At 71.7% G+C, this 26,429-nt stretch carries 20 protein-coding genes; 12 read left to right on the top strand and 8 right to left on the bottom strand.

Going from position 1 to position 26,429, the window contains the following annotated elements; all coding sequences use genetic code 11:
• Positions 1–11: 11 nt before the first annotated feature.
• Positions 12–845: a phosphoribosylaminoimidazolesuccinocarboxamide synthase gene (locus FXF68_RS23330; protein WP_148762652.1), complete on the top strand. Its 834-nt coding sequence runs from the start codon at positions 12–14 to the stop codon at positions 843–845.
• Between the two features lie 311 nt (positions 846–1,156).
• On the opposite strand, the gene trxA is transcribed toward FXF68_RS23330, so the two are convergent.
• From trxA to FXF68_RS23305, 5 genes are all read right to left on the bottom strand, one after another.
• Positions 1,157–1,471 (bottom strand): thioredoxin, encoded by a 315-nt coding sequence (gene trxA / locus FXF68_RS23325; RefSeq protein WP_148762650.1) that lies wholly within the window; start codon positions 1,469–1,471, stop codon positions 1,157–1,159.
• Positions 1,353–1,865 carry a MerR family transcriptional regulator gene (locus FXF68_RS44005; protein ID WP_148762647.1) on the bottom strand — a complete coding sequence of 171 codons (513 nt, stop codon included), beginning with the start codon at positions 1,863–1,865 and terminating at the stop codon, positions 1,353–1,355. The genes trxA and FXF68_RS44005 overlap by 119 nt, the downstream gene beginning before the upstream one ends.
• Positions 1,866–2,297: 432 nt before the next feature.
• Positions 2,298–3,647, bottom strand: coding sequence for a carbohydrate-binding protein (locus tag FXF68_RS23315; protein ID WP_246178902.1), 1,350 nt, complete (start codon positions 3,645–3,647; stop codon positions 2,298–2,300).
• A 575-nt stretch (positions 3,648–4,222) separates the two neighbouring features.
• The gene (locus tag FXF68_RS23310) at positions 4,223–5,419 is read right to left on the bottom strand and encodes an HNH endonuclease signature motif containing protein (RefSeq protein ID WP_148762645.1); all 1,197 of its coding nucleotides are present in this window, start codon (positions 5,417–5,419) and stop codon (positions 4,223–4,225) included.
• 172 nt (positions 5,420–5,591) lie between these two features.
• Positions 5,592–6,617: a nitronate monooxygenase gene (locus FXF68_RS23305; RefSeq protein ID WP_148762643.1), complete on the bottom strand. Its 1,026-nt coding sequence runs from the start codon at positions 6,615–6,617 to the stop codon at positions 5,592–5,594.
• A 30-nt stretch (positions 6,618–6,647) separates the two neighbouring features.
• Here FXF68_RS23305 and FXF68_RS23300 point away from each other — a divergent pair, with 30 nt between their 5' ends.
• Positions 6,648–7,601 carry a 2-hydroxyacid dehydrogenase gene (locus FXF68_RS23300; protein ID WP_148762641.1) on the top strand — a complete coding sequence of 318 codons (954 nt, stop codon included), beginning with the start codon at positions 6,648–6,650 and terminating at the stop codon, positions 7,599–7,601.
• Between the two features lie 93 nt (positions 7,602–7,694).
• Here the strand turns inward: FXF68_RS23300 and FXF68_RS23295 are convergent, their stop codons facing one another.
• The 3 genes from FXF68_RS23295 to FXF68_RS23285 all read right to left on the bottom strand — a co-directional run bounded on the left by FXF68_RS23295 (position 7,695) and on the right by FXF68_RS23285 (position 10,700).
• Positions 7,695–8,942: a cytochrome P450 gene (locus FXF68_RS23295; RefSeq protein ID WP_148762639.1), complete on the bottom strand. Its 1,248-nt coding sequence runs from the start codon at positions 8,940–8,942 to the stop codon at positions 7,695–7,697.
• Positions 8,943–8,979: 37 nt separating this feature from the next.
• Positions 8,980–9,744 (bottom strand): crotonase/enoyl-CoA hydratase family protein, encoded by a 765-nt coding sequence (locus FXF68_RS23290; protein ID WP_222870048.1) that lies wholly within the window; start codon positions 9,742–9,744, stop codon positions 8,980–8,982.
• Positions 9,745–10,031: 287 nt separating this feature from the next.
• Positions 10,032–10,700, bottom strand: a complete 669-nt coding sequence (locus tag FXF68_RS23285; protein WP_148762635.1) for a lysophospholipid acyltransferase family protein — start codon at positions 10,698–10,700, stop codon at positions 10,032–10,034.
• Positions 10,701–10,901: 201 nt separating this feature from the next.
• Between FXF68_RS23285 and FXF68_RS23280 the strand changes: the two genes are divergently transcribed.
• The 10 genes from FXF68_RS23280 (at position 10,902) to FXF68_RS23235 (ending at position 26,263) form a co-directional block, all read left to right on the top strand.
• The gene (locus FXF68_RS23280) at positions 10,902–11,918 is read left to right on the top strand and encodes an ABC-2 transporter permease (protein ID WP_148762633.1); all 1,017 of its coding nucleotides are present in this window, start codon (positions 10,902–10,904) and stop codon (positions 11,916–11,918) included.
• 191 nt (positions 11,919–12,109) lie between these two features.
• On the top strand, positions 12,110–12,778 hold the full coding sequence (locus FXF68_RS23275; RefSeq protein WP_148763679.1) for a TetR/AcrR family transcriptional regulator: 669 nt from the start codon (positions 12,110–12,112) through the stop codon (positions 12,776–12,778).
• A gap of 92 nt (positions 12,779–12,870) precedes the next feature.
• Entirely contained in the window at positions 12,871–13,527 is a 657-nt protein-coding gene (locus tag FXF68_RS23270; protein ID WP_148762631.1) for a response regulator transcription factor, read from the top strand.
• A 441-nt stretch (positions 13,528–13,968) separates the two neighbouring features.
• Positions 13,969–16,926 carry a helix-turn-helix transcriptional regulator gene (locus tag FXF68_RS23265; protein WP_187438065.1) on the top strand — a complete coding sequence of 986 codons (2,958 nt, stop codon included), beginning with the start codon at positions 13,969–13,971 and terminating at the stop codon, positions 16,924–16,926.
• A 71-nt stretch (positions 16,927–16,997) separates the two neighbouring features.
• Positions 16,998–19,019, top strand: a complete 2,022-nt coding sequence (locus tag FXF68_RS23260; protein ID WP_148762627.1) for a sensor histidine kinase — start codon at positions 16,998–17,000, stop codon at positions 19,017–19,019.
• 10 nt (positions 19,020–19,029) lie between these two features.
• Entirely contained in the window at positions 19,030–19,947 is a 918-nt protein-coding gene (locus tag FXF68_RS23255) for a ferritin-like domain-containing protein (RefSeq protein ID WP_148762624.1), read from the top strand.
• Positions 19,944–22,253 (top strand): HAD-IB family hydrolase, encoded by a 2,310-nt coding sequence (locus tag FXF68_RS23250; RefSeq protein ID WP_148762622.1) that lies wholly within the window; start codon positions 19,944–19,946, stop codon positions 22,251–22,253. Before FXF68_RS23255 ends, FXF68_RS23250 begins: the two co-directional genes overlap by 4 nt.
• A 151-nt stretch (positions 22,254–22,404) precedes the next feature.
• On the top strand, positions 22,405–23,757 hold the full coding sequence (locus tag FXF68_RS23245) for a zinc-dependent alcohol dehydrogenase (protein WP_148762620.1): 1,353 nt from the start codon (positions 22,405–22,407) through the stop codon (positions 23,755–23,757).
• The gene (gene larAH / locus FXF68_RS23240) at positions 23,754–25,331 is read left to right on the top strand and encodes an NPN-dependent hydroxyacid isomerase, LarAH14/15/16 family (protein ID WP_187438064.1); all 1,578 of its coding nucleotides are present in this window, start codon (positions 23,754–23,756) and stop codon (positions 25,329–25,331) included. The genes FXF68_RS23245 and larAH overlap by 4 nt, the downstream gene beginning before the upstream one ends.
• The gene (locus FXF68_RS23235) at positions 25,328–26,263 is read left to right on the top strand and encodes a lysophospholipid acyltransferase family protein (protein WP_222870046.1); all 936 of its coding nucleotides are present in this window, start codon (positions 25,328–25,330) and stop codon (positions 26,261–26,263) included. Before larAH ends, FXF68_RS23235 begins: the two co-directional genes overlap by 4 nt.
• The last annotated feature ends 166 nt before the right edge of the window (positions 26,264–26,429 follow it).

The following is a 26,429-nucleotide window of genomic DNA, read 5'->3' as shown; positions in this document are numbered from 1 at the left end:
TGAGGAGCGCCATGGAGCTGGTCCACTCGGGCAAGGTCAGGGACGTCTACGCGGACGGCGACGAGCTGATCCTCGTCGCGACCGACCGGGTGAGCGTGTACGACGTCGTCCTGCCGACGCCGATCCCCGACAAGGGGAAGATCCTCACCCAGCTCTCCCTGTGGTGGTTCGAGCAGCTCGCGGACATCGTCCCGAACCATGTCGTGTCCGCGACGGACGTCCCGGACGAATGGCGAGGGCGCGCGATCCGCTGCCAGCGCCTCACCATGCTCCCCGTCGAATGGATCGCACGCGGCTACCTCGCCGGGCTCGGCCTCAAGGAGTACGAGAAGGGCGGCGCCGTCTCCGGCGTTCCGCTGCCGGACGGTCTGGTCGAGGCGTCCCGGCTCCCCGAGCCGATCTTCACGCCGACCACCAAGGCGACCGTGGGGCACGACGAGTTCATCACCTACGACGACGTCGTCCGTGAAATCGGCGCGGACACCGCCGCCCGCCTCAAGGACGCCACCCTCGACGTCTACCGGCGCGGCGCGGCCCTCGCCGCCGAACGCGGCATCGTCATCGCCGACACGAAGCTCGAATTCGGCCGTGCCGCCGATGGGACGCTCGTGCTCGGCGACGAGGTCCTGACCCCCGACTCGTCGCGGTTCTGGCCCGCCGACCAGTGGAAGCCGGGAGGCCCGCAACACTCGCTGGACAAGCAGTACGTCCGCGACTGGAGCGGCGGCCTCGACTGGGACCGCACCCCGCCCGGCCCACCCATCCCGCAGGACGTCGTGGACGCCACCCGGGCCCGCTACGTCGAGGTCTACGAACGCCTCACCGGCGACCGCTGGGAATCCTGACGCACCAGCCCCAGACCGCCTGCCCCGGCTGATAGTCGTCCGCGACTCGGTGTTGCTGAGATCCCGCGACCTCCGAGCCGTCTGGGTGGAGGCAGACTCCTCCCCGTCCCGGGGCCAGGCCCAAAAACGAGAATTCGTCCGCCGCGCCAGAACCCGTCGCCGCATCACGAGGCATCGCCGCATCACGAGTCAGCGGCGCATCACGGATCGTCGGTTCGTCAGAGGTCAGCGGTTCGCCAGAGGTCGTCCAACTGTCGGGAACGGGCCGTCCGACCTGCGGGAACGTCCGTCTGGAGGAATCGCTGACGGGGTCAGAACAGGCCGTCGAGGTCGGCGAGCAGTCGCCGCTTGGGCTTCGCGCCGACGATCTGCTGGACGACCTTCCCGTCCCGGAACAGGTTGAGCGTCGGGAAGCCGAGCACGCCGTACCGCGACACGATCTCCGGATGCTCGTCGCCGTTCAGCTTCGCGACCGTCAGCCGGTCGCCGTGCTCCGCCTCGATCTGCTCAAGGATCGGCGCGATCATCTTGCAGGGAGGACACCAGTCCGCCCAGAATTCGACCAGTACCGGCTTGTCTGCGCGGAGTACGCGGTCGTCGAAGTTCGCCGTCGTGAGCGTGAGCATCGGTGGTCTCCCGGTCGTTCGCGAAACCCGGGGACAGGACGCACCCCGGGCAGGCCCGCGTCAGCCGGCCCGCCATCTCGGCGCGCCGCCTCGTCAGGGCGCGGATCTCGGCGTCGAGTTCGGCGAGCCTGCGCCGGTACACCGCCACCGACTCGGGACAGGACGCGCCGTCGTCGTGCCCGGCCCGCAGGCAGTCGACGAACGGCCGGGCGTCGTCCAGCGTGAATCCGTTCGCCAGCAACGCGCGGATCTCCGCGACGAGCCGGACGTCGGACTCCTCGTACTGCCGGTACCCGTTGGCCGCGCGGCGCGCCGGGAGCAGGCCCTGCTCCTCGTAGTAGCGCAGGGTGCGGGTGCTCACACCGGCCCGTGCGGCCAGTTCCCCGATCCGCATCGCCCCTCCTTCCGTGGCCGCCTCCGAAGCTATCCCTTCACACCGGCGTCAAGGTCAAGCCCGCTCCCCACCAAAGAGACGAGCCGGACACAGACGAATTATCCAGGGAAACAAGCCGCACAGAAGACAGACCGGGCAGGTCAGGGGCCCAAGCCGACCAGAGATCCTGGCGCACAGAGGACAGACCGAGCCCAGGGCAAGCCGAGAGCACAGGAAGAGCCAGAAGGCGAAAGGCTCGACAGAGTGGCGGCTGGCTCAGGCAGTTTACGAGCCGTGCGGGGATGGGGCAGCGGGAGACGAGCTGAGCAGGAAACAAGCCGGGTGGGGAAGGCCAGCCAAGAGGCGAGCCGAGCTGGACAGGGCGAGCCAGGGACGGCGCGGGACGGGCCCGGCGGGTGATCCCGCCGGGCCCGTCGATGTGGCCGGGAACCGTCAGCGGCCCTGAAGGCTGCGGACGTTGTCGCCGAACGTCCAGTTCCTCGACCCGTCCCAGTTCATGGACCAGGTCATGAGGCCCTTCAGTTGGCCGTTGAACGAGTTCCAGGCCTGGCCGACGAGGCCGGGCGACATGTAGCCGCCACCGGCGCCCGGCTGGGCGGGAAGGCCCGGTGCCTGCTTGTCGTACGGGACCTTGATCGTGGTGCCCTGGATGACGAGGCCGTCGTTGAGGCACTGGGTCTGCTTGACGAAGCCCTCGACGGTCGCGGCGGAGTAGGAGTCACCGTGGCAGCCGTACATGCTGCCGTTGTAGTACTGCATGTTCAGCCACCACAGGCGGCCGTTGTCCGCGTACTTCTTGACGATCGGCAGGTACGCGCCCCAGATGGAGCCGTACGTCACGCTGCCGCCGGTCACGTACGCGGTCTCGGGAGCCATCGTGAGCCCGAAGTTCGCGGGCATCTGGCCGAGCACGCCGTCGATGATGCGGATCAGGTTGGACTGCGACGCGGACAGCTGCGTGATGCTGCTGCTGGCCGTCAGTCCCGTCTCGATGTCGATGTCGATGCCGTCGAAGTTGTACTTCTTCAGGATCGGCACGATCGTCGAGACGAACTTGTCCGCGACGCTGGAGGAGTTGAGGTCGATGCCCGCGGTCGCGCCGCCGATCGACATCAGGATGGTGGCGCCCGCCTCCTTGGCGGCGCACATCTGCTCGGGCGTGGCGACCTTCACGGTGTTGTCCATGCCGTCCTCCCAGAGGACGGTGCCGTCAGAGTTGATGACGGGGAACGCCGCGTTGTACACGTTGTAGCCGTGTTGCTTGAACACGGGGTTTTCGATCGGGCTCCATCCGAACGGCGGGTGGACGCCGTTGGACGCGCCGTCCCAGTTCTCCCAGTAGCCCTGCAGCACCTTGCCCGCCGGCTTGCCCTTCGTCGCGCAGGTCTCGCTCCCCTTCGGCGGGGTGGTCGGCGGGTCCGTCGGGGGGTCCGTGGGCGGGTCGGTCGGCGGCGTGGTTCCGTCGCAGGCACCGAGGTCGCGCCAGAGCGTGGGGGTGGACGCGGGGTTCCAGTTGGCGCCCGCGTAGGCGGTGTGGGCGACGGAGGCCTGGTAGCCGTGGCCGGTGTAGACGACCTTTGAGCCGGCCGTGTAGCTGGTGCCCTCGGCCCAGGCCGGGAAGGTACACGCGACCAGGGACGGGGACTGGGCGGACGACGGGGCGGAGAGCGCGACCACGGCGCCGGCCGACAGCACCAGCGCCGCACCGGCCGACGCCAACGCCGCGGCGGCCGCGGACCGTCGGCCGCGTCTGACGTTGACGCGCTTGTGCTTGAGTTTCACGGGACTCCTCAGCGAAGCGGGACAGAGGAGCCGGCGCAGAGCCAAACAAGTCCCGCGAACGGGACCCTCCCAGGCGCAAGGCGCATAACCGGCATGGACGCCAGTAGCAGAGTAACCGTGCCGCGCGACGCCGGGAAGACCTTTCGCATTTCACCGCGTAGAGATCACGTCGGCCAATGGACGAGCACGTAGATCGCCGGCGTCGGCCCACTGATCAGGATGGTCGTCCACCCGATCCCGGCCTAGGTGGAGAGCCCATCCTCAACCGTAGGCTCCACCGAACCTTCCTCTTCCTGGACGGCCCGCAACAACGCGATCGCATCTTCGATGGTCTCCAACAGGAAGAGCGGCCCAGCTCACGAGCCCGCACGGCACCGCACCGAAGCCCCCCCCCCCCCCGTTTCCCGCCCACCACAACGAGCGCCACGATGTGCGGCCAGCCGGTCGACCGTGCTCGCCGCGCTCGTCGGCGGCGAGCAGCCAGTCGTCCAAATCCAAGATCGCGAAGCGGCCGGGCGGGGGGTCACGGGGCAACAGCATGGCGTCCGCGACCCCTTTACCGGACAGAGCGCGTCCTAGGCGGCTCGGGGGTAGTCGGTTGGTGGGGCGGCGGTACGGCTCGGTGGAGGAAGGACGCGGTAGACGTAGCGTCCCGTGGAGTCCCGGGATATGTGCATCTGTTCGGCGTTGGCGTGTTTGAAGCGGTTGTGCCATCCGCAGCAGAGGGCGAGCTGGTCGATATCGGTGGGGCTGCGGCCGAGAGTCCAGCCCTTGACGTGATCGACTTCGCAGAGAATGCCGGGTACCTCGCACCCCTGGACCGCGCATGTCGGGTAGAGGGTTTCCAGGGTTTGACGTTGTCCGGCGGTGGCGAAGCGTTGCCGGTGCCCCAGGTAGAGCGGGACATGGCCGCGGCCCAGGAGGAGCGGCGAGACCCCGGCGCTGAGCGCGATGCGGCGGGCCTGCTCCGCGGGGATCGGCGTGCCGTCGGTCAGGCGGCCCGGCGTGTGTCCACCGGTCAGGGTGTCGAGATCGCAGATCACGGTGACCTTGGTGGCCTTCTGCCCGCCGGAGAGGACGGACGTCAACGCGGCGGCGGTGCGTTCGGGGAGGTCGCGCTGGTCGTCGGGGCCGGCGGGTTTGGCGAGCGGGGCGAGCGTGCCGTCCCAGACGGCGGCGTCTTCGGCGTTCAGCCAACCCTTGATGTACCGGCCGCCGTCCAGCGAGCGCGTGGTCGTGATCCAGGACTGCTCATATCCGCGCTGCGAGTCGTCGTCAGGCGTCTCGGTGCCTTCGCGTTCGGCGATGACGTCGCGGATGCGACGGCCGAAGGAGGCCACTTTTCCAGCGGAGAAGCCCTGGTCGACCATTTCCAGCAGGAGGGTCTCGGCCTTCGCGCAATCGACGTCGTCCAACCGTGCTACGGAATCGGCCACGGTAGATGCGTAACCATAGGTCAGTTCTCCTGCCGCGAGGAGCCTCGTCACCTGGGGCAGGCGGTGTCGCTGCCGGGCCAAGGTGATCCGCTCCCTGGCACGTGACTCGCGCATGCCCAGCCGCGACCGCAGCCAGGCCTGGGTGGACGGCAGGCCCCAGCGGCGCGTCTCGCCCGAGGCGTCCACCCGTCCGATCAGGTCGGCCAGTGCGCTTTCCTGCTGGTCGACGGCCTTGGCCAGGCTCTCGGCGAGTTGCATGCATGCCGCTGGCGAGTCGGGAGCGTCGCGGTCGGCGAGTTCGCCGGCGATCGCGAGCAGAGCGTCGACCAATTCCATGGTGGACGCCCCATCGAGATCAACCCTTACCGAACTCACACCCCAAACTTATCGAACATCCACTCCAACTCACGCCAAATTAAGGTTCGATTTTCCTCACCCTCTGGATAGTCAACCATCCGACAGACCCCATAGGACGCGAAAAAATGTCCACTCCGCTTAGGCAGGAGTTCTACAGAGTGGAGGTCAGGGTGGTTACCAGGTGGGCGGCAGGAGTTTCAGTAGTGGACTGGTAGGACTCTCCTGCCCACAGGTTGATCCCGTCCGGGTCGCCTTGGGCAGCGGACGCTTTGCGTAGCGGCGCGGTCATGTAGTGGACATCGGGGTAAGCGGCCGGTGCGTGCGCCGTGTGCTCGGTCAGGAAGCGGTTGACCAGGCCACGGGCAGGACGTCCACTGAAGGCGCGGGTCATCGCGGTGGACGTGAAGCGCGGGTCCGCCAGCGCCGCCTTGTACACGTCGCTGGCACCGCTCTCCGGGCAGCGGACGAACGCCGTCCCGAACTGGGCCGCAAAAGCCCCGGACGCCAGGACGTCCGCAACGTCGGAGGCAGTGGCGAGACCGCCGGCGGCCAGCAGAGGCTGCGGCGTCATCGCGCGGACCGCGGCCAGCAGGTCACGGAGCGGCAGCGGCAGCGGCGTGTCGGAGCTGGTGTTACTGAAGGTGCCCCGGTGTCCCCCGGCCTCGGCGCCCTGGAGGCACAGCGCGTCGGCGCCAGACGACCGGAGTGCCTCGTCCACGGACGTCACGGTGACGATCACGACCGCGCCGCGGTTCCGGAAAGCCCGGATGACCTGCGGCGACGGGCAGCCGAACGTGAAGCTCACGAACGCGGGCGGGTCGTCCAGCAGGGCGGCGACCTTGGCTTCGTAGGCGTCGTCGCGCGCGGCGGACGGCGGCGTGCCCAGCGCGACGCCGAGCCGTTCCGCCTCGGGAGCGAGGCGGTCGCGGTAGGCGGCGACGGCGGCCGGGTCGGGGTCGTCCAGAGACGGCATGAACAGGTTCATCCCGAAAGGCCGGGAGGTGAGCGCGCGGGTCTCGGCAATGTCCGCGAGCATCGCGTCCGGTGTCTTGTACCCGGCGGCGAGGAAGCCGAGGCCGCCCGCGTCCGATACGGCGGCGGCCAGCCGGGGGGTGGACGGCCCACCTGCCATCGGCGCCTGCACAATCGGACGTTCGGGCCACGGCGCATGCGTCATGATCAGGACGATAGACGGGAAGGGGCCGCGATGCAGGTACTGCTGCACTACGACACGGACCACGGAGACACGCACCAAGGGGACACGGACCACGAGGACACCGACCACGAGGAGCCTGACCTCGACATCGTGAGCTGCTCCGAGCAGGACGACGCGCGGTTCGCCGAGCTGCTGCCGGACACCGAGGTCATCTGGCATGTGCTGCGTCCGCTGACCGCGGCCGACATGGACCGCGCGCCGAAGCTGCGGCTGATCCAGAAGCTCGGCACCGGGGTGAACACCATCGACCTGGACGCGGCGGCCGAACGCGGGATCGCCGTCGCGAACATGCCGGGGCGGAACGCGCAGGCGGTCGCGGAGACGAGCCTGCTGCTGATGCTCGCGGCACTGCGGAAGGTCGTCGCGTTCGACGCGCGGACGCGGCGCGGCGAGGGCTGGCCCGCCGACCGGGCCCTGGTCGGCGGGGAACTCGCCGGACGGACGGTCGGTCTCCTCGGCGGCGGCGAGATCGCGACGCTGCTGCGCGGCATGCTGGAGGCGATCGGCGCGAAGGTCGTCTACACGTCGCGACGGCAGCGTCCAGGCGACCCGTCCTGGATGGAACTGGACGACCTGCTGCAGGCAAGCGACATCGTTTCGGTGCACGTCCCGCTGACCGAGGAGACGCATCACCTGCTCGACGCGCGAAGGCTGGCGCTGCTGCCGCGCGACGCGATCGTGGTGAACACCGCTCGCGGCGCGGTGATCGACGAGGCCGCGCTGGTGGCGGCACTGACGGGGGGACGCCTCGGCGGCGCCGGACTCGACGTCTTCGAGACCGAACCTGTGGACGCGGGGAATCCGCTTTTGAAGCTCGAGAATGTCGTCGTCATGCCGCATGTCGCATGGCTGACCCATGAGACATGGGACCGGTATTTCGCGGTCGCGGCGGAGAACTGCCGCCGCCTAGCACGAGGCGAGGAACTTCTCCACCGCGTCCGCTAGAGAGCGCGTCTCTTAAGAAGACACCTCCGATAAGAAGGCACCCTCTCAGGAAAGCCGGTTTGAACCGCCGCTTCCGGCGACAGCAGAGCTTCGTTAGGACAGGCTGTAGCGGATGGGGAGTCGCTTCAGGCCGCCCACGAATGTGGTGGCGATGCTCTCCGGCGACCCGGCCAGTTCGATCGAGTTGAGGCGGGGCAGCAGTTCGTCGAAGAACGCGCGGACCTCCATCCGCGCCAATGCCGCGCCCAAGCAGTAGTGGACGCCGAACCCGAACGCCAGGTGCTTGTTGGGGTCGCGTCCGACGTCGAACTGGAACGGGTCGTCGAAGACGTCCTCGTCCCGGTTCGCGGACGGGTAGGAGAGCAGCACCGATTCGGCCTCCCGGATCGTCACTCCGCGCAGTTCGTAATCCTCGGTCGCGGTGCGCATGAACTCCTTGACGGGCGTGACCCAGCGGATCATCTCGTCCACGGCGAACGGCATCAGTTCGGGATTCGCGCGGAGGCGGGTGAGCTGGTCGGGGTGCTCGATCAGCGCGTGCAGGCCGCCCGCGATCGTCGCGCTGGTGGTGTCGTGACCGGCCGAGGCGATTATCACGTAATAGGACGCCGTGTCGAAGTCGTTGAGCGGCTCGCCGTCCACGCGCGCGTTGGCGATGGCGGACGCGAGGTCGTCGGTCGGGTTCGCGCGCCGCGCCTCCGTCAGCCCTTGGAAGTAGGCGAAGAAGTCCAGCAGGACCTGGATCTTCTCCTCGTTGGTCGTGCCGCGCTGGAATTCGTCGTCGTCCCCGCCGAACAGTTGCTGGGTGAGTGTCAGCATGCGGTCGAAGTCGTCCTCGGGCAGGCCGAGCAGCGACAGGATCACGTAGAGCGGGAAATAGATGGCGACGTCCTGCGCGAAGTCGCATTCGCCGCCGAGGTCGACCATCCGGTCGACGTACCGTTTCGCCAGTTCCTTGATGCGGGGTTCGAGCGCCCGCATGGCACGCGGACGGAACCAGTCCGCGCCGATCGCGCGGATGACGCGGTGGTCGGGGTCGTCCATGTGGACGAGCGTCCGGAGTGCGATTCCCTGCTCGGCCCGCTGCCGGTTCAGTATGTCGAATTCGGCGGTGGCGAGGATCGGGCGCGGCGCGTTCAGGAAGATCTGGTGGTTGCGCTCGATCTCCATGACGTCTTCGTGCTTGGTGACCGCCCAGAACGGGTTGTAGTCGGGGGCCTTCACGAGGTGCACCGGGGATTCGCGGCGGAGTAAGGCGAGCGCGTCGTGCAGGACCTGGTCGTCGGCGTAGGTCTTCGGGTCGGCGATCGCGAGTCCCGCCTCGGCCACGGTCAGCGTCATGCGCCGGCTCCTCCTCGGATTGTCCGCAAGTGTCAACTTACTCAGCCGCCGTCCCGTGCCGTCCGAGACCGGCCGCGAAACGGGCCACGCCTTCGGCGGCGTCGCGCAGGGAGCGTTCGCCGTGCCGGTGTTCGACGGCGATCGCCTCGTCCTCCGGCAGGCCCTCCGCGTCGAGCAGGGAAAGGCGGTCGTTGCGCAGGCACGCCTGCGGGAGTCGCGCCATTTCGGCTGCCAGTTCCTCGGCCGCTTCCCGCGCCTTTCCGGGCGGGACGAGCCGGTTCGCGAGGCCGATGTCGAACGCCTCGCGCGCGGCGACGGGACGTCCGGTGAGGATCAGGTCCATGGCGCGGCTCGCACCGATCAGGCGGGGCAGGCGGAACGTCCCGCCGTCCACGAGCGGGACGCCCCAGCGACGGCAGAAGACCCCGAACGTCGCGTCCTCCTCCACGACCCGGAGGTCGCACCAGAGCGCCAGCTCCAGGCCGCCCGCGACCGCGTAACCGGCGACCGCCGCGATCACCGGCTTGGACAGGCGCAGGCGGGTGCAACCGAGCGGGGCGTCGGCGGGCGGCGGGTCGAGACGCGGGCCGTCCACGGTGCCGATCGACTTGAGGTCGGCGCCGGAGCAGAACGTCCCGCCCTCGCCCCAGAGGACGGCGACGCTCGCGCCGTCGTCCGCGTCGAACGCCCGGAAGGCGGCGGCGAGATCACGGGCGGTCGCGCCGTCCACGGCGTTCCGGGTCTCGGGCCGCGCCATGACGACCGTGGTGACGGGCCCGTCCCGCTCGATCCGCACCGCCACCGAAACCTCCTCCTCCTTGCTCCCCGCAAGCTTCTTCTCCCCGCAAGGCCGAGCCCGTACGGTCCACCCCAATCCGTGCGGGTCACTCGACCGTTCGGAGCCGCGGCACGCAGGCCGCCCGGGTTCGAGCGTAGGGGCCAGAAGAGCACGGGTTCGCGGGTCGGACACGGCGTGTTCTGCAGAGCGTGTGCCACACAGCGTGTTCTGCAGAGCGTGTGCCACACAGCGTGTTCGCGGACGGGACGGTGGGGCCGCACCGCCGAGTCCGCCGACTCCGCCGGGGGGGCTTACTCGTCGTCGGCGCGAGGGTTCAGGGTCCCTGCCCATTCCTGGTCGGAGAGTTTGCGGATGGCCTGCATGACCTCGTCCGTGATGACGCGGCGGGCCCGGCCGGGCGGCAGGTCGCGGTAGCGGGAGAAGTCCATGGGCTCGCCGAACCGGACGGTCGGACGCACGTTGAGCTGCGGCTTCCAGGTGCCGAGCGGGATGATCTGGTCGGTCTTGCCGAGCGCGACGGGGACCACCTTCGCGCCCGACCTGAGGGCCAGCCAGGCGACGCCCCTGCGGCCGAGGTAGAGGCGTCCGTCCGGGGAGCGGCTGCCCTCGGGGTAGATGGCGATGCCGCCGCCCGCGTCGAGGAAGGCGGCCATCCGTTCGAGGGCGCGGACGGCGGCGCGGGTGGGTCCGCGCCTGATCGGGACGTTCCCCAGCGCGAGCATGCCCCACCTGATCAGCCGTCCGGCCACGCCGGGCAGTTCGAAGTACTCGGCCCTCGCGAGCCACCACAGCCGGCGCGGGATGACGGGCGACAGCACGAAGCTGTCCACGAACGACAGATGGTTGCTCGCCAGGATGAACGGTCCCTCGGCCGGGATGTTCTCCCTGCCCTCGACCTTCGGACGCAGCAGCACGCGGAGCAGGGGCCCGACCGTGTGCGACACGACACCGTAGAACACGCAGCCTCCTGTGACTCGGCACCGGGGACGGGGTGCACGAAGCCGAATCTAGGAAGCCTCGGGGCCGCGCGAATCCGCCATGTGACCAGCTTCATGCCCAGCGCCCGCATCCGGGTCCGTTCGCCGCTGGAAATTAATCGAACGAGCGATTATTTTCTAGACCAGGAGGAACCGAGACAACCTCCGGGAGAGGAGGCAGTGATGCACGAGAGGCGCAAGCCCGTCATCGTGATGGTGGTCGCGTCGCTGATCGGGATGGTCTTCGCAGGGTCGTTCCTCGGCGCGCTGCACCACACCCGGCCGCATGACGTCCCCGTCGCCGTGGTCGCGCCCGAGACCGACGTGCACCGGCTCGGCGTGATGCTGGACCGGAAGGCGAAAGGCGCGTTCGACCTCACCGCCTACGGCAGCCAGGACATGGCGCGCGACGCGCTGCTGAACCGCGACGTCGACGCCGTCTTCGTCCTGGGCGACGGCCGCGTCGCGGGACAGGGCCGGGGAGCGCGACTGATCGTCGCGGGGGCCAACGGCAGGATCGAGAACGGCGTGCTGACCGAGGTCTTCCAGGGCTTCGGGCAGGCCACCGGGATACAGGTGGCGGTCGAGGACATCGTGCCGCTGCCGTCCGACGACAACAACGGCATCTCGTCGATCTTCTTCGTCGTCACCACGGTGATCCCAGCCGTGATCATGGCGGTGCTGTTCGCGTTCGCCGTCCCCACCGCCGGGGCCGGACGGCGGATCACGCTGCTCCTCGCCGGGTCGGTCGTGCTCGGCGGGGCGAACGTCCTGGTCGCGGACGCGATGCTCGGCGCACTGGCCGGGGCTCCGTGGGCGCTGTGGGGCGTCACGTCCCTGCTGGTGTTCGCGGTCGCCTCGTTCACAGCGGGTGCCCTTCACGTCGCCGGACCGCCCGGAGCCGGTTTGACCGCCCTGCTGCTCGTCCCGATCGGACTGCCCGCGAGCGGCGGACCCATGGGCCCGCGCTTCATCCCCCAGTGGTACGCGGCATTCGGCGAATGGCTCCCGCCCTCGGCCGCCATCAGCGCGGTGCGCAACGTCGTCTACTTCGACGGGAACGCGCTCGGACGTCCACTGCTCGTCCTCGGCCTCTGGGCAGCGGCGGGGATCGCACTGGTCCTAGCACCAAAGAGGAGGACGCGAGAACAACGCGAAACAGTGACGCCCACCGCCCCCGAACCCGCCACCGGCACGTGACCAACGAGCACAACAGGCCCACCAAACCCTCCACCGAACACACAGTGAGACATTCGCCGGGATCCCGACGAACGTCCGGGGACGTTCGCCGGGGGCTCCGGTCGAGTGTTCGTCGGAGGCTCCGGTGGGACTTTCGGTGGGGCTGTCCGGCACGCTGGTCTCATGGACCGAGGAGGTAGCAGGACGTGGCGATGAAGTCGGGGGGCCGGACGCACCGGCGTCCGGGACGTCCCCCGAAGACGGAGGCGGGGGACACCAAGGCGGCGCTCGTCGAGGCGGCGCTGCGGCTCTTCGCGCAGAAGGGGTACACGGGCACGTCGATCCGCGCGATCGCCCGCGAGGTCGGGTTGAGCGAGAGCGTGCTCTACGCCCATTTCGAGAGCAAGCAGGACATCTTCGAGGCCGCCGTCGCGAAGCTCGGGCCGCAGGGCCTGGTCGCCGGACGGGAGAGCCTCGACCCGGAGCTGGCCGACCGCGACCCGGCGGGCTACATCCGCGCGCTGGTCGAGCACGTCCTCGACTCCTGGGACTCGCCGAGCGGACGGCTCTTCATCAGCCTGATGGTCCGGGACGGCCTGGTGCACAGCGCGGCCATGGGCGCCACCATCGCCGCGTCCATGGAGGAGACGGGTTCGCTGTTCGAGCGGTGGATCGAGATGGGGCGGATACCGTCCGATCTCGGTCGTCCAGCCGACCTGGCCTGGGCTCTGTTCGGGCCGATCGGCCAAGCGCGGCTACTGTGGTTGCACGCCGATGCCGCGCCTGGAGAACGGCAGGAGGCCCGGGAGCGGGCGCTGCGACACACCGAACTGTTCATCAGGGCGGTCTTCCGCGACCAGCGGAAGTCCCCGGACGCCTGATCCTGGAGGACGTGACGATGGCGGGCCTGGACCGCGACTCCTCCCGGGCACCGGCGGAATCGATGGACGCTTTTCATCCTCGGGAGGTGCGTATGGCCGATGCCTCCGCGGACGGTCCGGATGAGAAGTGTTCAGCGTCCCGGACGATCCGGATCCTGCTGGCCGAGGACGTCGCGCTCCTGCGCGGCGCCCTCGCCGGACTGCTCGACCTCGAACCCGACCTGGAGGTCGTCGCGGAGCTGGGCAGCGGCGACGCGATCGTCCGGGCGGCGCTGCGGCTCCGGCCGGACGTCGCCGTTCTCGACGTCGACCTCCCCGGCGTGGACGGCGTCACCGCCGCCGCCGAGCTGCACCGGCGGCTGCCGGAGTGCCGGGTGTTGATCCTGACGGGCCTCGGCCGTCCAGGCGACCTGCGGCGGGCGCTGGACGCGCACGCGCACGGGTTCGTCCTGAAGGACGTGCCGCCCGCCGAACTGGCCGCCGCGATCCGCCGGGTCGCGGCGGGCGAACAGGTGGTCGACCCGCAGCTCGCGCTGGTCGCGCTGCGCCAGCCGGAGAGCCCGCTTACCCCCCGAGAGGCGCAGGTCCTGCGGCTCGCGGCGGAGGGCGCGGACGTGGACGACATCGCGCTCGTCCTCGGCCTGACGGTGGGAACCGTCCGCAACTACCTGGCGAGCTGCATCAGCAAACTGAACGCCCGCAACCGGATAGACGCCGTACGCATAGCGGGCGATTTCGGCTGGGTCTGACCCACCCCGAACCCACCCCACCGCTCGACCTGACCCTGACCCTGGCACGCTGCCAGGCCCACCCTGCGGTCAGTCTGAACGACGTCCCAGCCTGAGGTGCCTCCCAGCCTGAGATGCGGCGGCCCTCGACCGGCGGGCAGGCCTCAGCGGCGGGCGGTCGAAGAAGGCGGTGTGAGCGATCCGCCGCGCGTGGGCAATCGGTGGTCCGAGCGGAGCTGAGCGACCCGCTGACGCAGAGCGGCGGATGTGAGCGATGGCCGGACGGGAGCGGGTGTGAGGAAGATCTTTGTTTGGAGGGGGTGTGAGGAATGCATGGGTTGATCTGCGGGCGATTCATATGTGGATCGGTGTGCGCCGCACTGGGCAGGGGGGACGGGGGGTGACACGCTCCGGGGCATGGTGGGTGACGGCTGTGTCAGCGGCGGTGGGGCTGCGGGTGGCGTGCTCTATGGGCGTGCTCGAGAAGTCGCCGCGATCGACCGGGTTCTCGACCGGGTGCGGGCCGGGGCGGGCGGTGGAGTTCTGATCCTGCGCGGGGAGGCGGGGATTGGTAAGACCGCGTTGCTCGACCACGCCGAGGCACAGGCGGCCGGATTGCGGGTGCTGCGGGGCGGCGGGGTTGAGGCCGAGGCCGGGGTGCCGTTCGCGGCTCTGCATTTGCTGTTCGGCGGGATTCCCGGTGGCGTCGACGAGTTGCCCGCCGCGCAGGCGGCGGCGTTGCGGGCGGCGCTGGGGCTGGCTCGGCCGCGGCCGGAGGATCGGCTTCTCGTCGGGCTCGCGGTGCTGTCGCTCCTCGCCCGGCCGGACGAGACGCCGCTCGTCTGCCTGATCGACGACGCGCAGTGGCTCGACCAGGAGTCGGCGGACGCGCTGTTCTTCGCCGCGCGGCGAACGGCGTCGCGTCCGATCGTGTTCCTCATCGCGACGCGGGACGACCGGTCGCGCACCGGTCTGCCGGAGCTGCGCCTGGACGGTCTGGACGATGACGACGCGCGTCGCCTCCTGGACGACCTCGGGGCCGACCGCGAGCACAGCACCGACCGCGAGCACAGCCACGACCGCGAGCTCAGTGACGGGCTCGTGCGGGAGGCGCGTGGGAATCCCCTCGCGCTCGCCGCGTTCGCCGAGGCCGGGTCGGGACGGCTGGCGCGTGTCCCGGCGGAGTTCGGGCGTGCCGTCCGCGAGCTGGACGAGCCGGTCCGGCTGCTGCTCGCGGCCGTCGCCGCCGACGAGACGGGCGAGCCGGGCGTGGTGGTGCGCGCCGCGCGGGATCTCGGCGTGCCGCTGGACGCGCTGGAGGCAGCGGAGGAGTCGGGTCTCGTGTCCGTCACCCGGACGTCGATCGGCTTCCGGCATCCGCTGGCCCGCGCCGCCGCGTACCAGGGCGTTCCGGTCACGCGGCGGATCGCGGTGCATCGGGCGCTCGCCGCCGTGCACGCGCGGGCGGGGGACGCGGACCTGCGCGTCCGGCACCTGGCCGCCGCCGCGCTCGGCACGGACGAGACCGTCGCCGCCGAGCTGGAGTCGGCGGCGGACGACATCGGGCACGACGGCATCGGGCACGACGGCGCCGGGCACGACGGCATCGGGCACGACGGCGCCGGGCACCACGGTGCCGGGCACCACGGCGGTCCGGCCGTCGCGGCGTTCGCGTACGAGCGGGCCGCGCGGCTCGCCGGGGAACCGGCGGTGCGGGCCCGCCGGCTGGCCGCGGCGGCCGAGGCGGAACTCGCCGCCGGGAACCCGGAGAAGGCACGCACCCTCGCCGACGAGGCCGCCCGGAGCGGCGACGCGGAGACCAGGGCGCGGGCGGAGCTGGTGCGGGCGGGCGTCGAGGCGGAGCACGGCGTCCCGGAGGCGGCCGCTCGGCTGCTGATGGAAAGGGCCCGCGATCACAGCGAGCCGGAGATCAGGACGCGGTTGCTCGAAGAGGCCGTCCTGCATGCGTGGGCGTGCGGCGATCGGGACACGGCCGTCCGGGCGCGCGAACTCCTCGCCGGGATCGCAGGGCCGACGAACGGGCTGGCGGAGGCGTTGGGTGCGTTGCTCGACGACGACGTGGCGGAGGCCCGCCGGGTCCTCGCCGGGCTGCCCCAGGACGGGACGGCGGGCGACGAGCGGCTGCACCTGCTCGCCGCCGAGGTCGCCCTGCTCGCGGGGGACGACGACGCCGCCGCCGAGGCGTCCGCGCGGCTCGTCGCGCGGTGCCGGGAGCGGGGGACGCCGGGGCCGGTCCCGCGCGGGCTGGCCGTCCAGGCGTGGGCGCGGCTGTTCCACGGCGCGCACGACGAGGCGCGGGCCCTCGCCCGGGACGCGATCGAGGCCGCCGAGGCGGCCGGGCAGCGGCAGCAGGCGGCGGCGCGGCGGCAGCAGGCGGCGGGACGGATCGTCCAGGCACAGGCCAGCCAGGCACAGGCCAGCCAGGCACGGGCCAGTCAGGCACAGGCCAGCCAGGCGCGGGCCGTCCAGGCGCGGCAGGCGGCGATGGAGGGAGACGAGGTCCGCTGCCGCGCGCTGTCCGCCGACGGCGGCGGAGGCGTCGGCGACGCGCTGGGGCTGCTCGCGCTCGGCCTGGGCCGTCCCGAGGACGCCCTGGAGCACCTCCGCGACGCCCGTCCGGACACGCCCGGTCCCCCCGGAGTGCTGGCGCTGGCCGACACCGTGGAGGCGGCGGTCGCGGCGGGACGTCCCACGGCGGGCGCGGACGCGATGGCCCGCCTGGAGGCGTTCGCGCGCGACGCCGGACACGCCTGGGCGGACGGCGTCGCGTCCCGCTGCCGGGCGCTGCTCACCGCCGACCCCGCCGAGGCGGAGCGGCACTTCGACCTGGCGCTCGCCGCCCACCGGGAGGGCGGGCGCCCGTTCGAGCGGGCCCGCACCGAGCTGCTCTACGGGGAGTGGCTGCGCAGGTCGCGGCGCCGCGCGCAGGCCAGGGCGCGGCTGAAGGCTGCGCTGGAGATCTTCGAGCGGCTGGGCGCCGTCCCGTGGGCGGAGCGGGCGCGCGGCGAGCTGCGCGCCGCCGGGCAGGGCGTGCGGACGTCCGGGTCCGACGACGTTCCCGGACGGCTCACCGCGCAGGAGATGCAGGTCGTCCGGCTGGCGATGACCGGTGCGACGAACCGGCAGATCGCGGCGCGGCTGCGGCTCAGCCACCGGACCGTCGCCTACCACCTCTACAAGGCGTTCCCGAAGCTCGGCGTGGCGTCCCGCGCCGAGCTGCACCGGCACGTCCCGGCCGAAGTCCCGGTCGGAACCGCGTCAGGCCCGGTCGGAACCGCGTCAGGCCCGGTCGGAACCGCGTCAGGCCCGCTCGGAACCGCGTCAGGCCGAGTCAGGACCGCGTCGGTCCCGGTCGGAAGCGCGTCGGCGGGAAGGGCCGGGGCGGACCGGACCGCCTGACGTCCCCGCCACAAAAAAATATTCGCCCGCTTATTTCCCTTGATCGGTCGGTCCCGTCGTTTAATCATCCGATGGGACGGCGTTGGGGGGCCGGTGAGCGGAGCGTGACGAAGTCGGGACGGGACGAGCCGGCGGGGCCAGGGGGCCACGCGGGCAGGACTCCCCTGTTCGCGCGCACCATCACCGGGATGTACCTCGTCCTGATGCTGCAGACGCGGCTCGTGAAGCAGGCGGAGACCGGGCCGACGCACATGCTGCTGTCCGCGACCCTCGTGATCACGGGGATCTTCGGCGTGCAGTGGCTGCTCGTCCTGTACGGGCCGCGGTCGCAGCAGCCCCGTCGCTGGGTGATCTGGACGCACCTGTCGGTGCAGACGGCGCTGGCGCTGCTGCCGCTGCTGGTGTTCGGCAACGACTGGTATCCGGTAGCGGGCGGCTTCCTCGCCGGGTCGATGCTCCTCCTGCTGAGACCCCCGCTGTCGTGGTTCATGGTGGCGCTGGTCGCCGCCGCCGAGGGCCTGCTCCGCCACTACCAGGGCTGGACGGCCCGCGACGTGTCGTTCTGCATGGTGACGACCGTGAACGTCGGCGTGGCGATGTACGCGATCACGCGGCTGTCGGGGTTCGTCCGGGAGCTGCACGCGACGCGGGAGCGCTTCGCGGCGGCCGCGGCGGCGCGCGAGCGGCTGGAGGCGGCGGGCAGCCTGCGGGCCGTGCTCGGCGCCGCCCTCGTCAAGATCGAGGAGGTCAGCCGCCGCGCCCGCGACCGGCTCCAGACCGACGCCGCCGGAGCGCGCGCCGACCTGGACGAGGTGGCGCGCACCGCGCGGCGGGCGGCGACGGACGTCCGGTCGATCGTCGGGGCGTTGCAGGGGCCGTCCGCGCGGCGGCAGCGTCCGGGGCGCGTGACGCAGTCGCGCCTCGCCTGGACGATCCTCATGTTCCTCACCCTGGGCCTCGCCTGGCAGCAGGTCGTCAACGTGTACGCGGGGACGGGCGGGTCGTGGCCCGCGACCGGCGGGGCCGTCGCGGTCGCGGCGGCGATCACCGTGCTCCAGCTCCGGCACTCCTCGACCGTGCTGCGCGGGCACCGGCCGCGCGGCGGCGCGTGGACGCTCCTCGCGCAGGCGCTGCTGGTGTTCGTCCCGTACGCGGCGTTCGGCAAGGAATGGGCGACGATGGCGTGCCTGGCGTCCGGGTCGGTGCTGCTCGTGTCGCGCGGGCGGCGCGCGTGGATCCTGTTCTCGCTGACGATCCTCGGCTGGTGCCTGCCCGCCCTGTGGGCCTCCTACGGGACGCTCTCCTACCTCTACACGTGCGCGATCTCCGTGCAGATCGGCGTGGTCGTGTACGCGCTGTACCGGCTGCCGATGCTCGCCCGCGAGGTCGACGTCGCCCGCGAGCGCCTCGCCCGGATGGCGGCGCTGCACGAGCGGCTCCGCATCTCCCGGGACGTCCACGACCTGCTGGGCCTCGGCCTGTCGACGATCACGGTGAAGGCGGAGCTGGCGCGGCGGCTGGTGACGGCCGACCCGTCCCGCGCCGCGAACGAGATCGGCGAGCTGGCGGACCTGGCCGAGCGGTCCCGCGCGGACGCCCGCGCCGTCGCCGAACAGGACCGGTCGCTCTCGCTGCGGGACGAGGCCGTCTCCGCGCGGGCCGCGCTCGCCGCCGCCGGGGCCGAGGTCCGCGTCCACCTGCCGGACGAGGCCGACCTGCCGCCGTCGTCCCCGGTGGACGGGGTGCTCGCCGCGGTGCTGCGCGAATCCGTCACGAACGTCCTGCGGCACGCGCACCCCGAGCACTGCGGCGTGACGGTCGTCGTCGACGCGGGCGTGGTGCGGCTCACGGTCCGCAACGACGGCGTCATCCCGCCGTCCTACACGGGCTCCGACCCGGGCACCGGGAAGGGCCTGTCGAACCTCACCGCGCGGACCGGCGCGCTCGGCGGCTCGCTGTCCGCCGGGACGGACGGCAAGGGCGGTTTCACCCTCGTCGCGGAAGTGCCGTTCAGCGCGGCGGCGAAGGGTGCGGGGAGCACAACGGAAGAGGCCCGTCATATGACGGATTCGCCGCTCCCCTTCCGTGCCTAGCGTTCCGGGCATGACGCAGGACTTCGACCTTGACCGCTATGTGCGAAGTTCCAAGGCGGTCGACCTGTCGGGGGTGGCGTGGCACGAGATCCCCTCACACCCGGTGTCGGGCGCGGAGGCGCGCACCCTGACCTTCATGATGGACATCGAGACCCACACCGTGATGTACGCCCGCGACCTGCTCGCGACGCGGGCCGCGTTCGACCCTGAGATCACGGCGTTCATGAGCTGCTGGATCTACGAGGAGTTCTGGCACGGCGAGGCGTTCTCCCGGTTCCTCGGCGAGGCGGGCTTCACGCTGGCGCCGGACCGGGAGCGGGTCGGCGTCCGGTCCCGCTATCCGACGAAGGTCGCGCGCAACGAGCGGATCCGCCGGGCGCTCGGCCGCGGCGTCTACACCGGGCATCTCGCCTCGATGCTCGGCTCCGCGCTGACCAGGGACTTCATCGCGATCCACATGACGTGGGGCGCGATGAACGAGCTCAGCGCGATCCACAGCTACCAGGCGATGATCGACAAGAGCGACAACCCGGTACTGCGCGACATCCTGCGTCGCGTCATCAAGGACGAGCGCCGCCACTTCGCCTTCTACCGCGCGCAGGCGCGCCTCCGGCTGGAGCGCAGCGCGCGGGCCCGCAGGCTCGCCCGGTTCGCGATGGAGCGCCTCTGGGCGCCCGTCGGAACCGGTCTGCGCCCGCAGGAGGAGAGCGACTTCGCGCTCGTCTGGCTGTTCGGCGACGACGCGGGCCTCGACCGGCTCCGCGGCATCGACGCCACCATCGCGCGGCTGCCCGGTTTCAGCGACGCGACGCTCGCGCAGGACGCGCGGCGCCGGTCGCTGGAGCGCGTGCCGCGCGACCGCATACCGCAGATGGCCTCCGACTGGGCGTTGGCCCACGCCGGCGTACACAGGGAGCGTGCCGCATGACTGACGGCCTCGCTGGACGAACCGTTCTGCTCACCGGGGTCACGGGGTTCATCGGGCAGGCTCTGCTGGAACGCGTCCTGTCCGGGTATCCGGACACCCGCGTCGTCGCGGTGCTGCGCGAACGTCCCGGCATGACCGCCGAGCAGCGGCTGGACGAGCTGATCGACAAGCCGGTGTTCTGGTCCTGGCGGGAGCGGGTCGGGGACGACGCGGCGCGGGCGGCCGTCCGGGAGCGGGTGCGGGTCGTCGCCGCCGACCTCACCGACTCCGTCCCCGAGCTGCCGGACGACATCGACGTCGTCATCCACGGCGCGTCGATCGTGTCGTTCGACCCGCCGATCGACGAGGCGTTCCGCACCAACGTCGTCGGGACCGTCGACCTGTACGACGCCGTCCGGCGGGCCGGGGAGCGGGGCGGCAGGAAGCCGCACATCGTGCACGTGTCCACCGCGTACGTCGCGGGCTCCAAGAAGGGGATCGTCGCTGAGACGTCCCTCCAGCACGACGTCGACTGGGCGACGGAGCTGGAGTGCGCGGTGGAGGCCCGGCGGTCCGTGGAGCGCGACTCGCGGCGTCCGGAGGTCCTCGGACGGCTGCGCGCCGCCGCGCTCAAGGAGCAGGGCAAGGCGGGCCCGACCGCCGTCGCCGCCGACACCGAGCAGCGCCGCCGCAAGGAGGTCGACGACCGGCTCATCGCCTACGGCCGGGAGCGGGCCCGCAGTCTCGGCTGGCCGGACGTCTACACGCTGACCAAGGCGCTCGGCGAGCGCGCGGCGGAGCAGACGGCGCACGACGTGCCGCTGTCGATCGTCCGCCCGGCGATCGTGGAGAGCAGCCTGCGGCACCCGTACCCGGGCTGGATCGACGGGTTCAAGATGGCGGACCCGCTGATCCTCGCCTACGGGCAGGGCATGCTCCGGGCGCTCGCCGGGATCCCGGACGGCATCGTCGACATCATCCCCGTCGACCTCGTCGTGAACGCGCTGCTCGCCGCCGCCGCCGCGCCGCCCGAGCCGGGCACTCCCGCGTACTACCACGTGGGGTCCGGGGCGCGGAACCCGCTGACGCTGCAACGGCTCATCGAGCTGGTGCAGGAGTACTTCGACGAGCACCCGCTGCCCGGCACGGACGGCCGCGGCGCGATCCGCCCGCGCGATGTGACGCTGCTCAGCGAGGGCCGCGCCGACAAGATGCTCGGCACCGCCGAGCGCGCCATGGACTTCGCCGAGAAGGCCCTGCTGATGCTGCCGAGCGGGGACCGCACCCGCGGCTGGCAGCGCAACCTCTACAAGCAGGGCCGCGAGGTGCGGATGCTGCGCCGCTACCGCGACCTGTACGGCGCGTACGGCGCGGCCGAGGTCGTCTACGCCGACTCCGCCACCCTCGCGCTCGACGCCTCGCTGCCGGACGGCGCGGGCTGCGACTCCGCCGTCATCGACTGGGCGTACTACCTGCGCGACGTACACTGCGCCGCGGTCACGGCCGCGTTCCGGGGGGTGCCGCCGCCCGTCCGGGAGCCGAAGCCCGCCCTGACGGCGGGACGTCCCGCGCCCCCGCCGATCGTGTTCGAGGAGCGCGGCGACGTCGCGGCCGTCTTCGACCTGGACGGGACGATCGTCGCGTCCGACGTCGTCGAGGCGCACCTGTGGGCGCGGCTGCTCGACGCCCCGCTGAAGGCGTGGCCGCAGACGATGCTGCCCGTCCTGCGGAGCGTGCCCCGCTACCTGCGCACCGAGCACCGCGACCGGGGCGAGTTCCTGCGCGAGTTCGTCCAGCGGTACGAGGGCGCGAACGAGGCGGAGCTGCGCAGGCTCGCGCAGGAGCGACTGTCGGACGTGCTGCTCCGCCGGGCGTGGCCGCAGGCGATCCGGCGGATCCGGCGGCACCGCGCGGCCGGGCACCGGACCGTCCTGCTCACCGGCACCGTGGACGTGTTCGTCGAGCCGCTCCGCACGCTGTTCGACGACGTCCTCGCCGCCCGGCTCCGGGTCGTCGACGGGCGCTGCACCGGCACCTTCGAGCAGCCGCCGCTGATCGGCGAGGCCCGCGCCGCGTGGGTGCGCGCCTGGGCCAAGCAGGAGGGCATCGACCTCGCCGGGAGCTGGGCGTACGGTGACCACTACTCCGACCGTCCGGTGCTGGAGCAGGTCGGGCATCCTGTCGCCGTGAACCCGGACGCCCGCCTGTACCGGCACGCCAAACGGCAACGCTGGTCGATCGCCGACTGGGACGGCGACTCCGGCGCCGTCACAACCCTCCTCGACGCGGCCCTCGCGGGCGCCTCCCCGGAAAGCAGGACCCGATGACCGCAGCGAAGCGAGGATCTTCGGGCTCTGCGTCGCGGGGGTCTGGGGGTCGTCCCCCAGAAAGGCAGGACCCGATGACCGCAGCGAAGCGAGGATCTTCGAGCCTGCGGCTCGGGGATCTGGGGGTCGTCCCCCAGGAAGGCAGGGCCCGATGATTCTGGCGTTGGAGTATCACCGGTCGCCTGCGCGGTATCTCGCGGCGGCGCGGTTGCCGGGGCGGTTGCGGCCCGCGGCGGTGCCGTCGCTGGCGCCGCTGCGGCTGACGAACCGGCCCGTGCCGAACACGCCGGGCCCCGGCTGGGTGCGGCTCCGGACCATCCTGTCCGGGATCTGCGGGTCGGACCTGGCGATGGCGGCGGGCAAGGTGTCCCCCTACCTGGGGCCGCTGACGTCGATGCCGTTCGTGCCCGGCCACGAGGTCCTCGCCGAGCTGATGGACGACGTCCGGATGGACGACGGGACCGACCTCCGCGCCGGGACGCGCGTCGTGATCGACCCGGTGCTGCCGTGCCGGGCGCGGGGCACGGGCCCGTGCCCGTCCTGCGCGAGCGGGCACGAGAACCGGTGCGACCACGTCAACGCCGGGCGGATCTCCGCCGGGCTCCAGACGGGCTTCTGCGCCGACACGGGCGGCGGCTGGTCGGAGCGGCTCGTCGCGCACCGCAGCCAGCTGCACCGGGTGCCGGACGCGCTGCCGTCCGAGCGGGCCGTGCTGGCGGAGCCGCTGGCCTGCGCGGTCCGGTCGGTGCGCCGCATCGACGTGCCGCGCGGGACGTCGATCGTCGTGGTCGGCGCCGGGACGGTCGGGCTGCTGACCGTCCTTGCGCTGCGCGAGCTGACCCCGGCCGGGCCGATCACCGTGATCGCCCGGCATCCGGGGCAGCGGCGGCGCGCCGTGGCGCTCGGCGCGACGGAGACGATCGCGCCGCAGGCGGCGCTGCGCGGGCTGCGCCGGATCACCGGCGGGTCGCTCGTCCGGCCGGAGCTCGGCCCCGGCTACCTGCTCGGCGGCGCGGACATCGTCGTCGAGTGCACCGGCGGCGAGGGGCTCGACACGGCGCTGCGGCTCGTCCGCGGCGGCGGGACAGTGCTGCTGTCCGGCATGCCGGGAAAGCCCGCCGACCTGACGCCCGCCTGGTTCCGCGAGCTGAACATCGTCGGCTCCTACGCCAGCCGCGGCGCGGACGACTTCTCCACCGCGCTCGACCTGGCCTCGCACGACGCCCTCGCGGGCTTCGTCGACAGCGTCTACCCGCTCACCCGCTGGCGGGACGCGCTGTCGCACGCCCTGTCCGCCGGACGCTCCGGCAGCGTCAAGATCGCTTTCGACCCGCGGAACGGCGACCGGTACGCGCAGAACGGCGACGCCGCCGAGCCCGCCGCCCTGCCCGGCCACACCCGCTCTACCAGCACCACCACCTCGACCAGCGACACCACCTCAACCAGCGACACCGCCTCGACCGGTGACACCGACCATCTCGACCGCGAAGGAGCCGATGGATGAGCAGACCGGGACTCGTGCTGGAGGTGGACGAGCGGACGCCCCCGCTGCTGGTGCACGAGGGGGAGGGGTTCCGGCTGGAGCGGTTCCCCCTCGGCACCCGGGTGATCTATCCCCCGGATTCGCTACCGGGCATCCGCGACGTGAACCGGCGGATCCAGGACGCGCTGCTCAACCCCCTCGGCAGCGAGCCGCTGCCGGAGCTGCTGCACTCGGGCATGCGGCTGACGATCGTGTTCGACGACCTGTCGCTGCCGCTCCCGCCGATGCAGGCGCCGGACGTCCGGGGGCGGATCATCGAGCAGGTCCTGGAGATGGCCGCCGCCGCCGGGGTGGACGACGTCGAGCTGATCGCCGGTAACGCGCTGCACCGCCGGATGACCCCGGCGGAGATCAAGCACATCGTCGGCGAGCGGGTGTTCAACTCCTTCTGGCCGGACCGGCTCCGCAACCACGACGCCGAGGACCGCGACAACCTCACCTCGCTCGGCCAGACCCGGCACGGCGAGGACGTCGAGATCAACTCGCGGGCCGCGCAGAGCGACCTGATCGTGTACGTGAACATCACGCTGGTCGCGATGAGCGGCGGCGCGAAGTCCGTGTCGGTGGGGCTCGCGTCGTACAAGAGCCTGCGGCACCACCACAACGTCCACACGCTGCGGCACTCGCGGTCGTTCAACGACCCGCCGAACTCGGCGATGCACCACTCGTACGAGCGGATGCACTCGCTGCTGTCGGAGTCGGTGCGGGTGTTCCACATCGAGTGCACGGTCAACAACGACGTGTTCCCGTCGCCGTTCCAGTTCCTGAACAAGCGCGAATGGGAGTGGACGCTCAAGGACCAGGCGAAGTTCCTCGCCGGGAAGCGCGCCAACGACCTCGCCCCCGCCGGGGCGCGGCACCGCGTGTGGCAGAACATGCGCGCCCCCTACGGCGTGACGGGCGTGCACGCTGGGGCTACGGACCTCGTCCATGAGAAGACGCTCGCGAACGTCCACCGGCAGCAGCTCACCGAGGTGCATGGCCAGTCGGACGTCCTCATGCTGGGGCTGCCGTACCTGTGCCCCTACAACGTCAACTCGGTGATGAACCCGATCCTCGTGTACAGCCTGGGGCTCGGCTACTACTTCAACATGTACAAGAACAAGCCGCTCGTCCGGGAGGGCGGCGCGCTCATCATGTACCACCCGATGAAGGCCGAGTTCCATCCGCTGCACCACCCCTCGTACATCGACTTCTACGAGGAGGTCCTGACGCAGACGATCGACCCGGCGACCATCGAGACGAAGTTCGAGGAGCAGTACGCGACCGACCCCTGGTACATCCACCTGTACCGGAACTCGTACGCCTACCACGGCGTCCACCCGTTCTACATGTGGTACTGGGGCGCGCACGCGCTGTCGCACCTGGGCGACGTCATCTGCGTGGGCGCGGACCGCCGGGTCGCGTCGCGGTTCGGGTTCCGTGCCGCCTCCACGCTCGCGGACGCGCTGGAGATGGCGGGCGAGACCGTCGGCCGCAGCCCGTCCCTCACCTACCTGCACACCCCGCCGATGACGCTGGCGGACGTCCGATGAGCGGCGGCGGGAAGGGCGGCCGGATGAAGCTCATCGAGGAGGTCCGGCTGCTGCGCCGCGGCCGCGACTGGCGCGGCCGGGCACCCGCGCCGCGCTCGGCGCAGCCCTGGTCGGTGAGCCCGCCGCCGCGCGCGTTCCCGACCGACTGGGCGCGGACGCCGGCCGCCATCGCGGCCCGCAAGGTCGTGTTCGACGGCGTCCTCCGGACCCTCACCTGGAGCCAGACGCGGCCCGAGATCCACGGCGCCGACATCCTGGACGAACTCCGCGGCCCGGTCGTGTTCGTCGCGAACCACGCGAGCCACCTGGACACGCCGCTGATCCTCGGGTCGCTGCCCGTCCGGCTGCGGCGGCGCGTCGCGGTCGCCGCGGCGGCGGACTACTTCTTCGACGCCCGGTGGCGCGCCGTCGCGACCGCGCTGACGTTCAACGCGTTCCCGATCGAGCGGCGCGGCGCCGGCAACTCGCTCGACCTCGCGACGGAGCTGATCAAGGACGGCTGGAGCCTGCTCATCTACCCGGAAGGCACCCGCTCGACGGACGGCTTCGCGCGCCGGTTCCGGATGGGCGCGTCGCTGCTGTGCCGGGAGCTGGACGTCCCGGCCGTCCCGCTGGTGCTGCGCGGCACGTACCAGGCGATGCCGCGCGGCGGGTTCTGGCCGAAGAAGGGCCGCCCGGTGGTGTCGGTGCGGTACGGGCGCCCGCTCGTCCCCGGCGAGGACGAGTCGACCAGCGCGTTCAACGCCCGCCTGGAGGACGCGGTCGGCCGCCTGTGGGTCGAGCACGACGAGGGCTGGTGGGCGTCGCTGCACGCCACGGAGCGCCGCCGCGCGCCGCGCGGCCCCGACGCCTCCGAATGGCGCCGCAAGTGGGAGGCCACACGACCGCAGGCCCCGTCCACCCGCCACAACCGCATCTGGCGCCGCAAGTAACCGGAGCCGCGCACCGGGGCCCTGCGCACCACCCCCGGCCCACCTCACGAAACGTGGGCGCGCCGCCGACCAACGAAGCTCGGCGGCGCCCCTCCCGTCCCCGACCTGGCCATCCCCGCTCCTGGACCTCCAGCCCCGGCCCAAGGCATCTAGCCTCGGCCTGAGC

Origin of the sequence: Actinomadura decatromicini, assembly GCF_008121305.1 — a bacterium.
GTDB lineage: Bacteria > Actinomycetota > Actinomycetes > Streptosporangiales > Streptosporangiaceae > Spirillospora > Spirillospora syzygii.
The sequence above is the reverse complement of the archived record's forward strand: the minus strand, read 5'-3'. Positions and strand labels throughout refer to the sequence as shown.

Bases quoted from the DNA above. Each gene is read 5' to 3' on its own strand.
- FXF68_RS23330 (WP_148762652.1), top strand. From the start codon at position 12: ATGGAGCTGGTCCACTCGGGCAAGGTCAGGGACGTCTACGCGGACGGC.
- trxA (WP_148762650.1), bottom strand. From the start codon at position 1,471: ATGCTCACGCTCACGACGGCGAACTTCGACGACCGCGTACTCCGCGCA.
- FXF68_RS44005 (WP_148762647.1), bottom strand. From the start codon at position 1,865: ATGCGGATCGGGGAACTGGCCGCACGGGCCGGTGTGAGCACCCGCACC.
- FXF68_RS23310 (WP_148762645.1), bottom strand. From the start codon at position 5,419: ATGGAATTGGTCGACGCTCTGCTCGCGATCGCCGGCGAACTCGCCGAC.
- FXF68_RS23305 (WP_148762643.1), bottom strand. From the start codon at position 6,617: ATGACGCATGCGCCGTGGCCCGAACGTCCGATTGTGCAGGCGCCGATG.
- FXF68_RS23300 (WP_148762641.1), top strand. From the start codon at position 6,648: ATGCAGGTACTGCTGCACTACGACACGGACCACGGAGACACGCACCAA.
- FXF68_RS23295 (WP_148762639.1), bottom strand. From the start codon at position 8,942: ATGACGCTGACCGTGGCCGAGGCGGGACTCGCGATCGCCGACCCGAAG.
- FXF68_RS23280 (WP_148762633.1), top strand. From the start codon at position 10,902: ATGCACGAGAGGCGCAAGCCCGTCATCGTGATGGTGGTCGCGTCGCTG.
- FXF68_RS23275 (WP_148763679.1), top strand. From the start codon at position 12,110: ATGAAGTCGGGGGGCCGGACGCACCGGCGTCCGGGACGTCCCCCGAAG.
- FXF68_RS23270 (WP_148762631.1), top strand. From the start codon at position 12,871: ATGGCCGATGCCTCCGCGGACGGTCCGGATGAGAAGTGTTCAGCGTCC.
- FXF68_RS23260 (WP_148762627.1), top strand. From the start codon at position 16,998: ATGGGACGGCGTTGGGGGGCCGGTGAGCGGAGCGTGACGAAGTCGGGA.
- FXF68_RS23255 (WP_148762624.1), top strand. From the start codon at position 19,030: ATGACGCAGGACTTCGACCTTGACCGCTATGTGCGAAGTTCCAAGGCG.
- FXF68_RS23250 (WP_148762622.1), top strand. From the start codon at position 19,944: ATGACTGACGGCCTCGCTGGACGAACCGTTCTGCTCACCGGGGTCACG.
- FXF68_RS23245 (WP_148762620.1), top strand. From the start codon at position 22,405: ATGATTCTGGCGTTGGAGTATCACCGGTCGCCTGCGCGGTATCTCGCG.
- larAH (WP_187438064.1), top strand. From the start codon at position 23,754: ATGAGCAGACCGGGACTCGTGCTGGAGGTGGACGAGCGGACGCCCCCG.
- FXF68_RS23235 (WP_222870046.1), top strand. From the start codon at position 25,328: ATGAGCGGCGGCGGGAAGGGCGGCCGGATGAAGCTCATCGAGGAGGTC.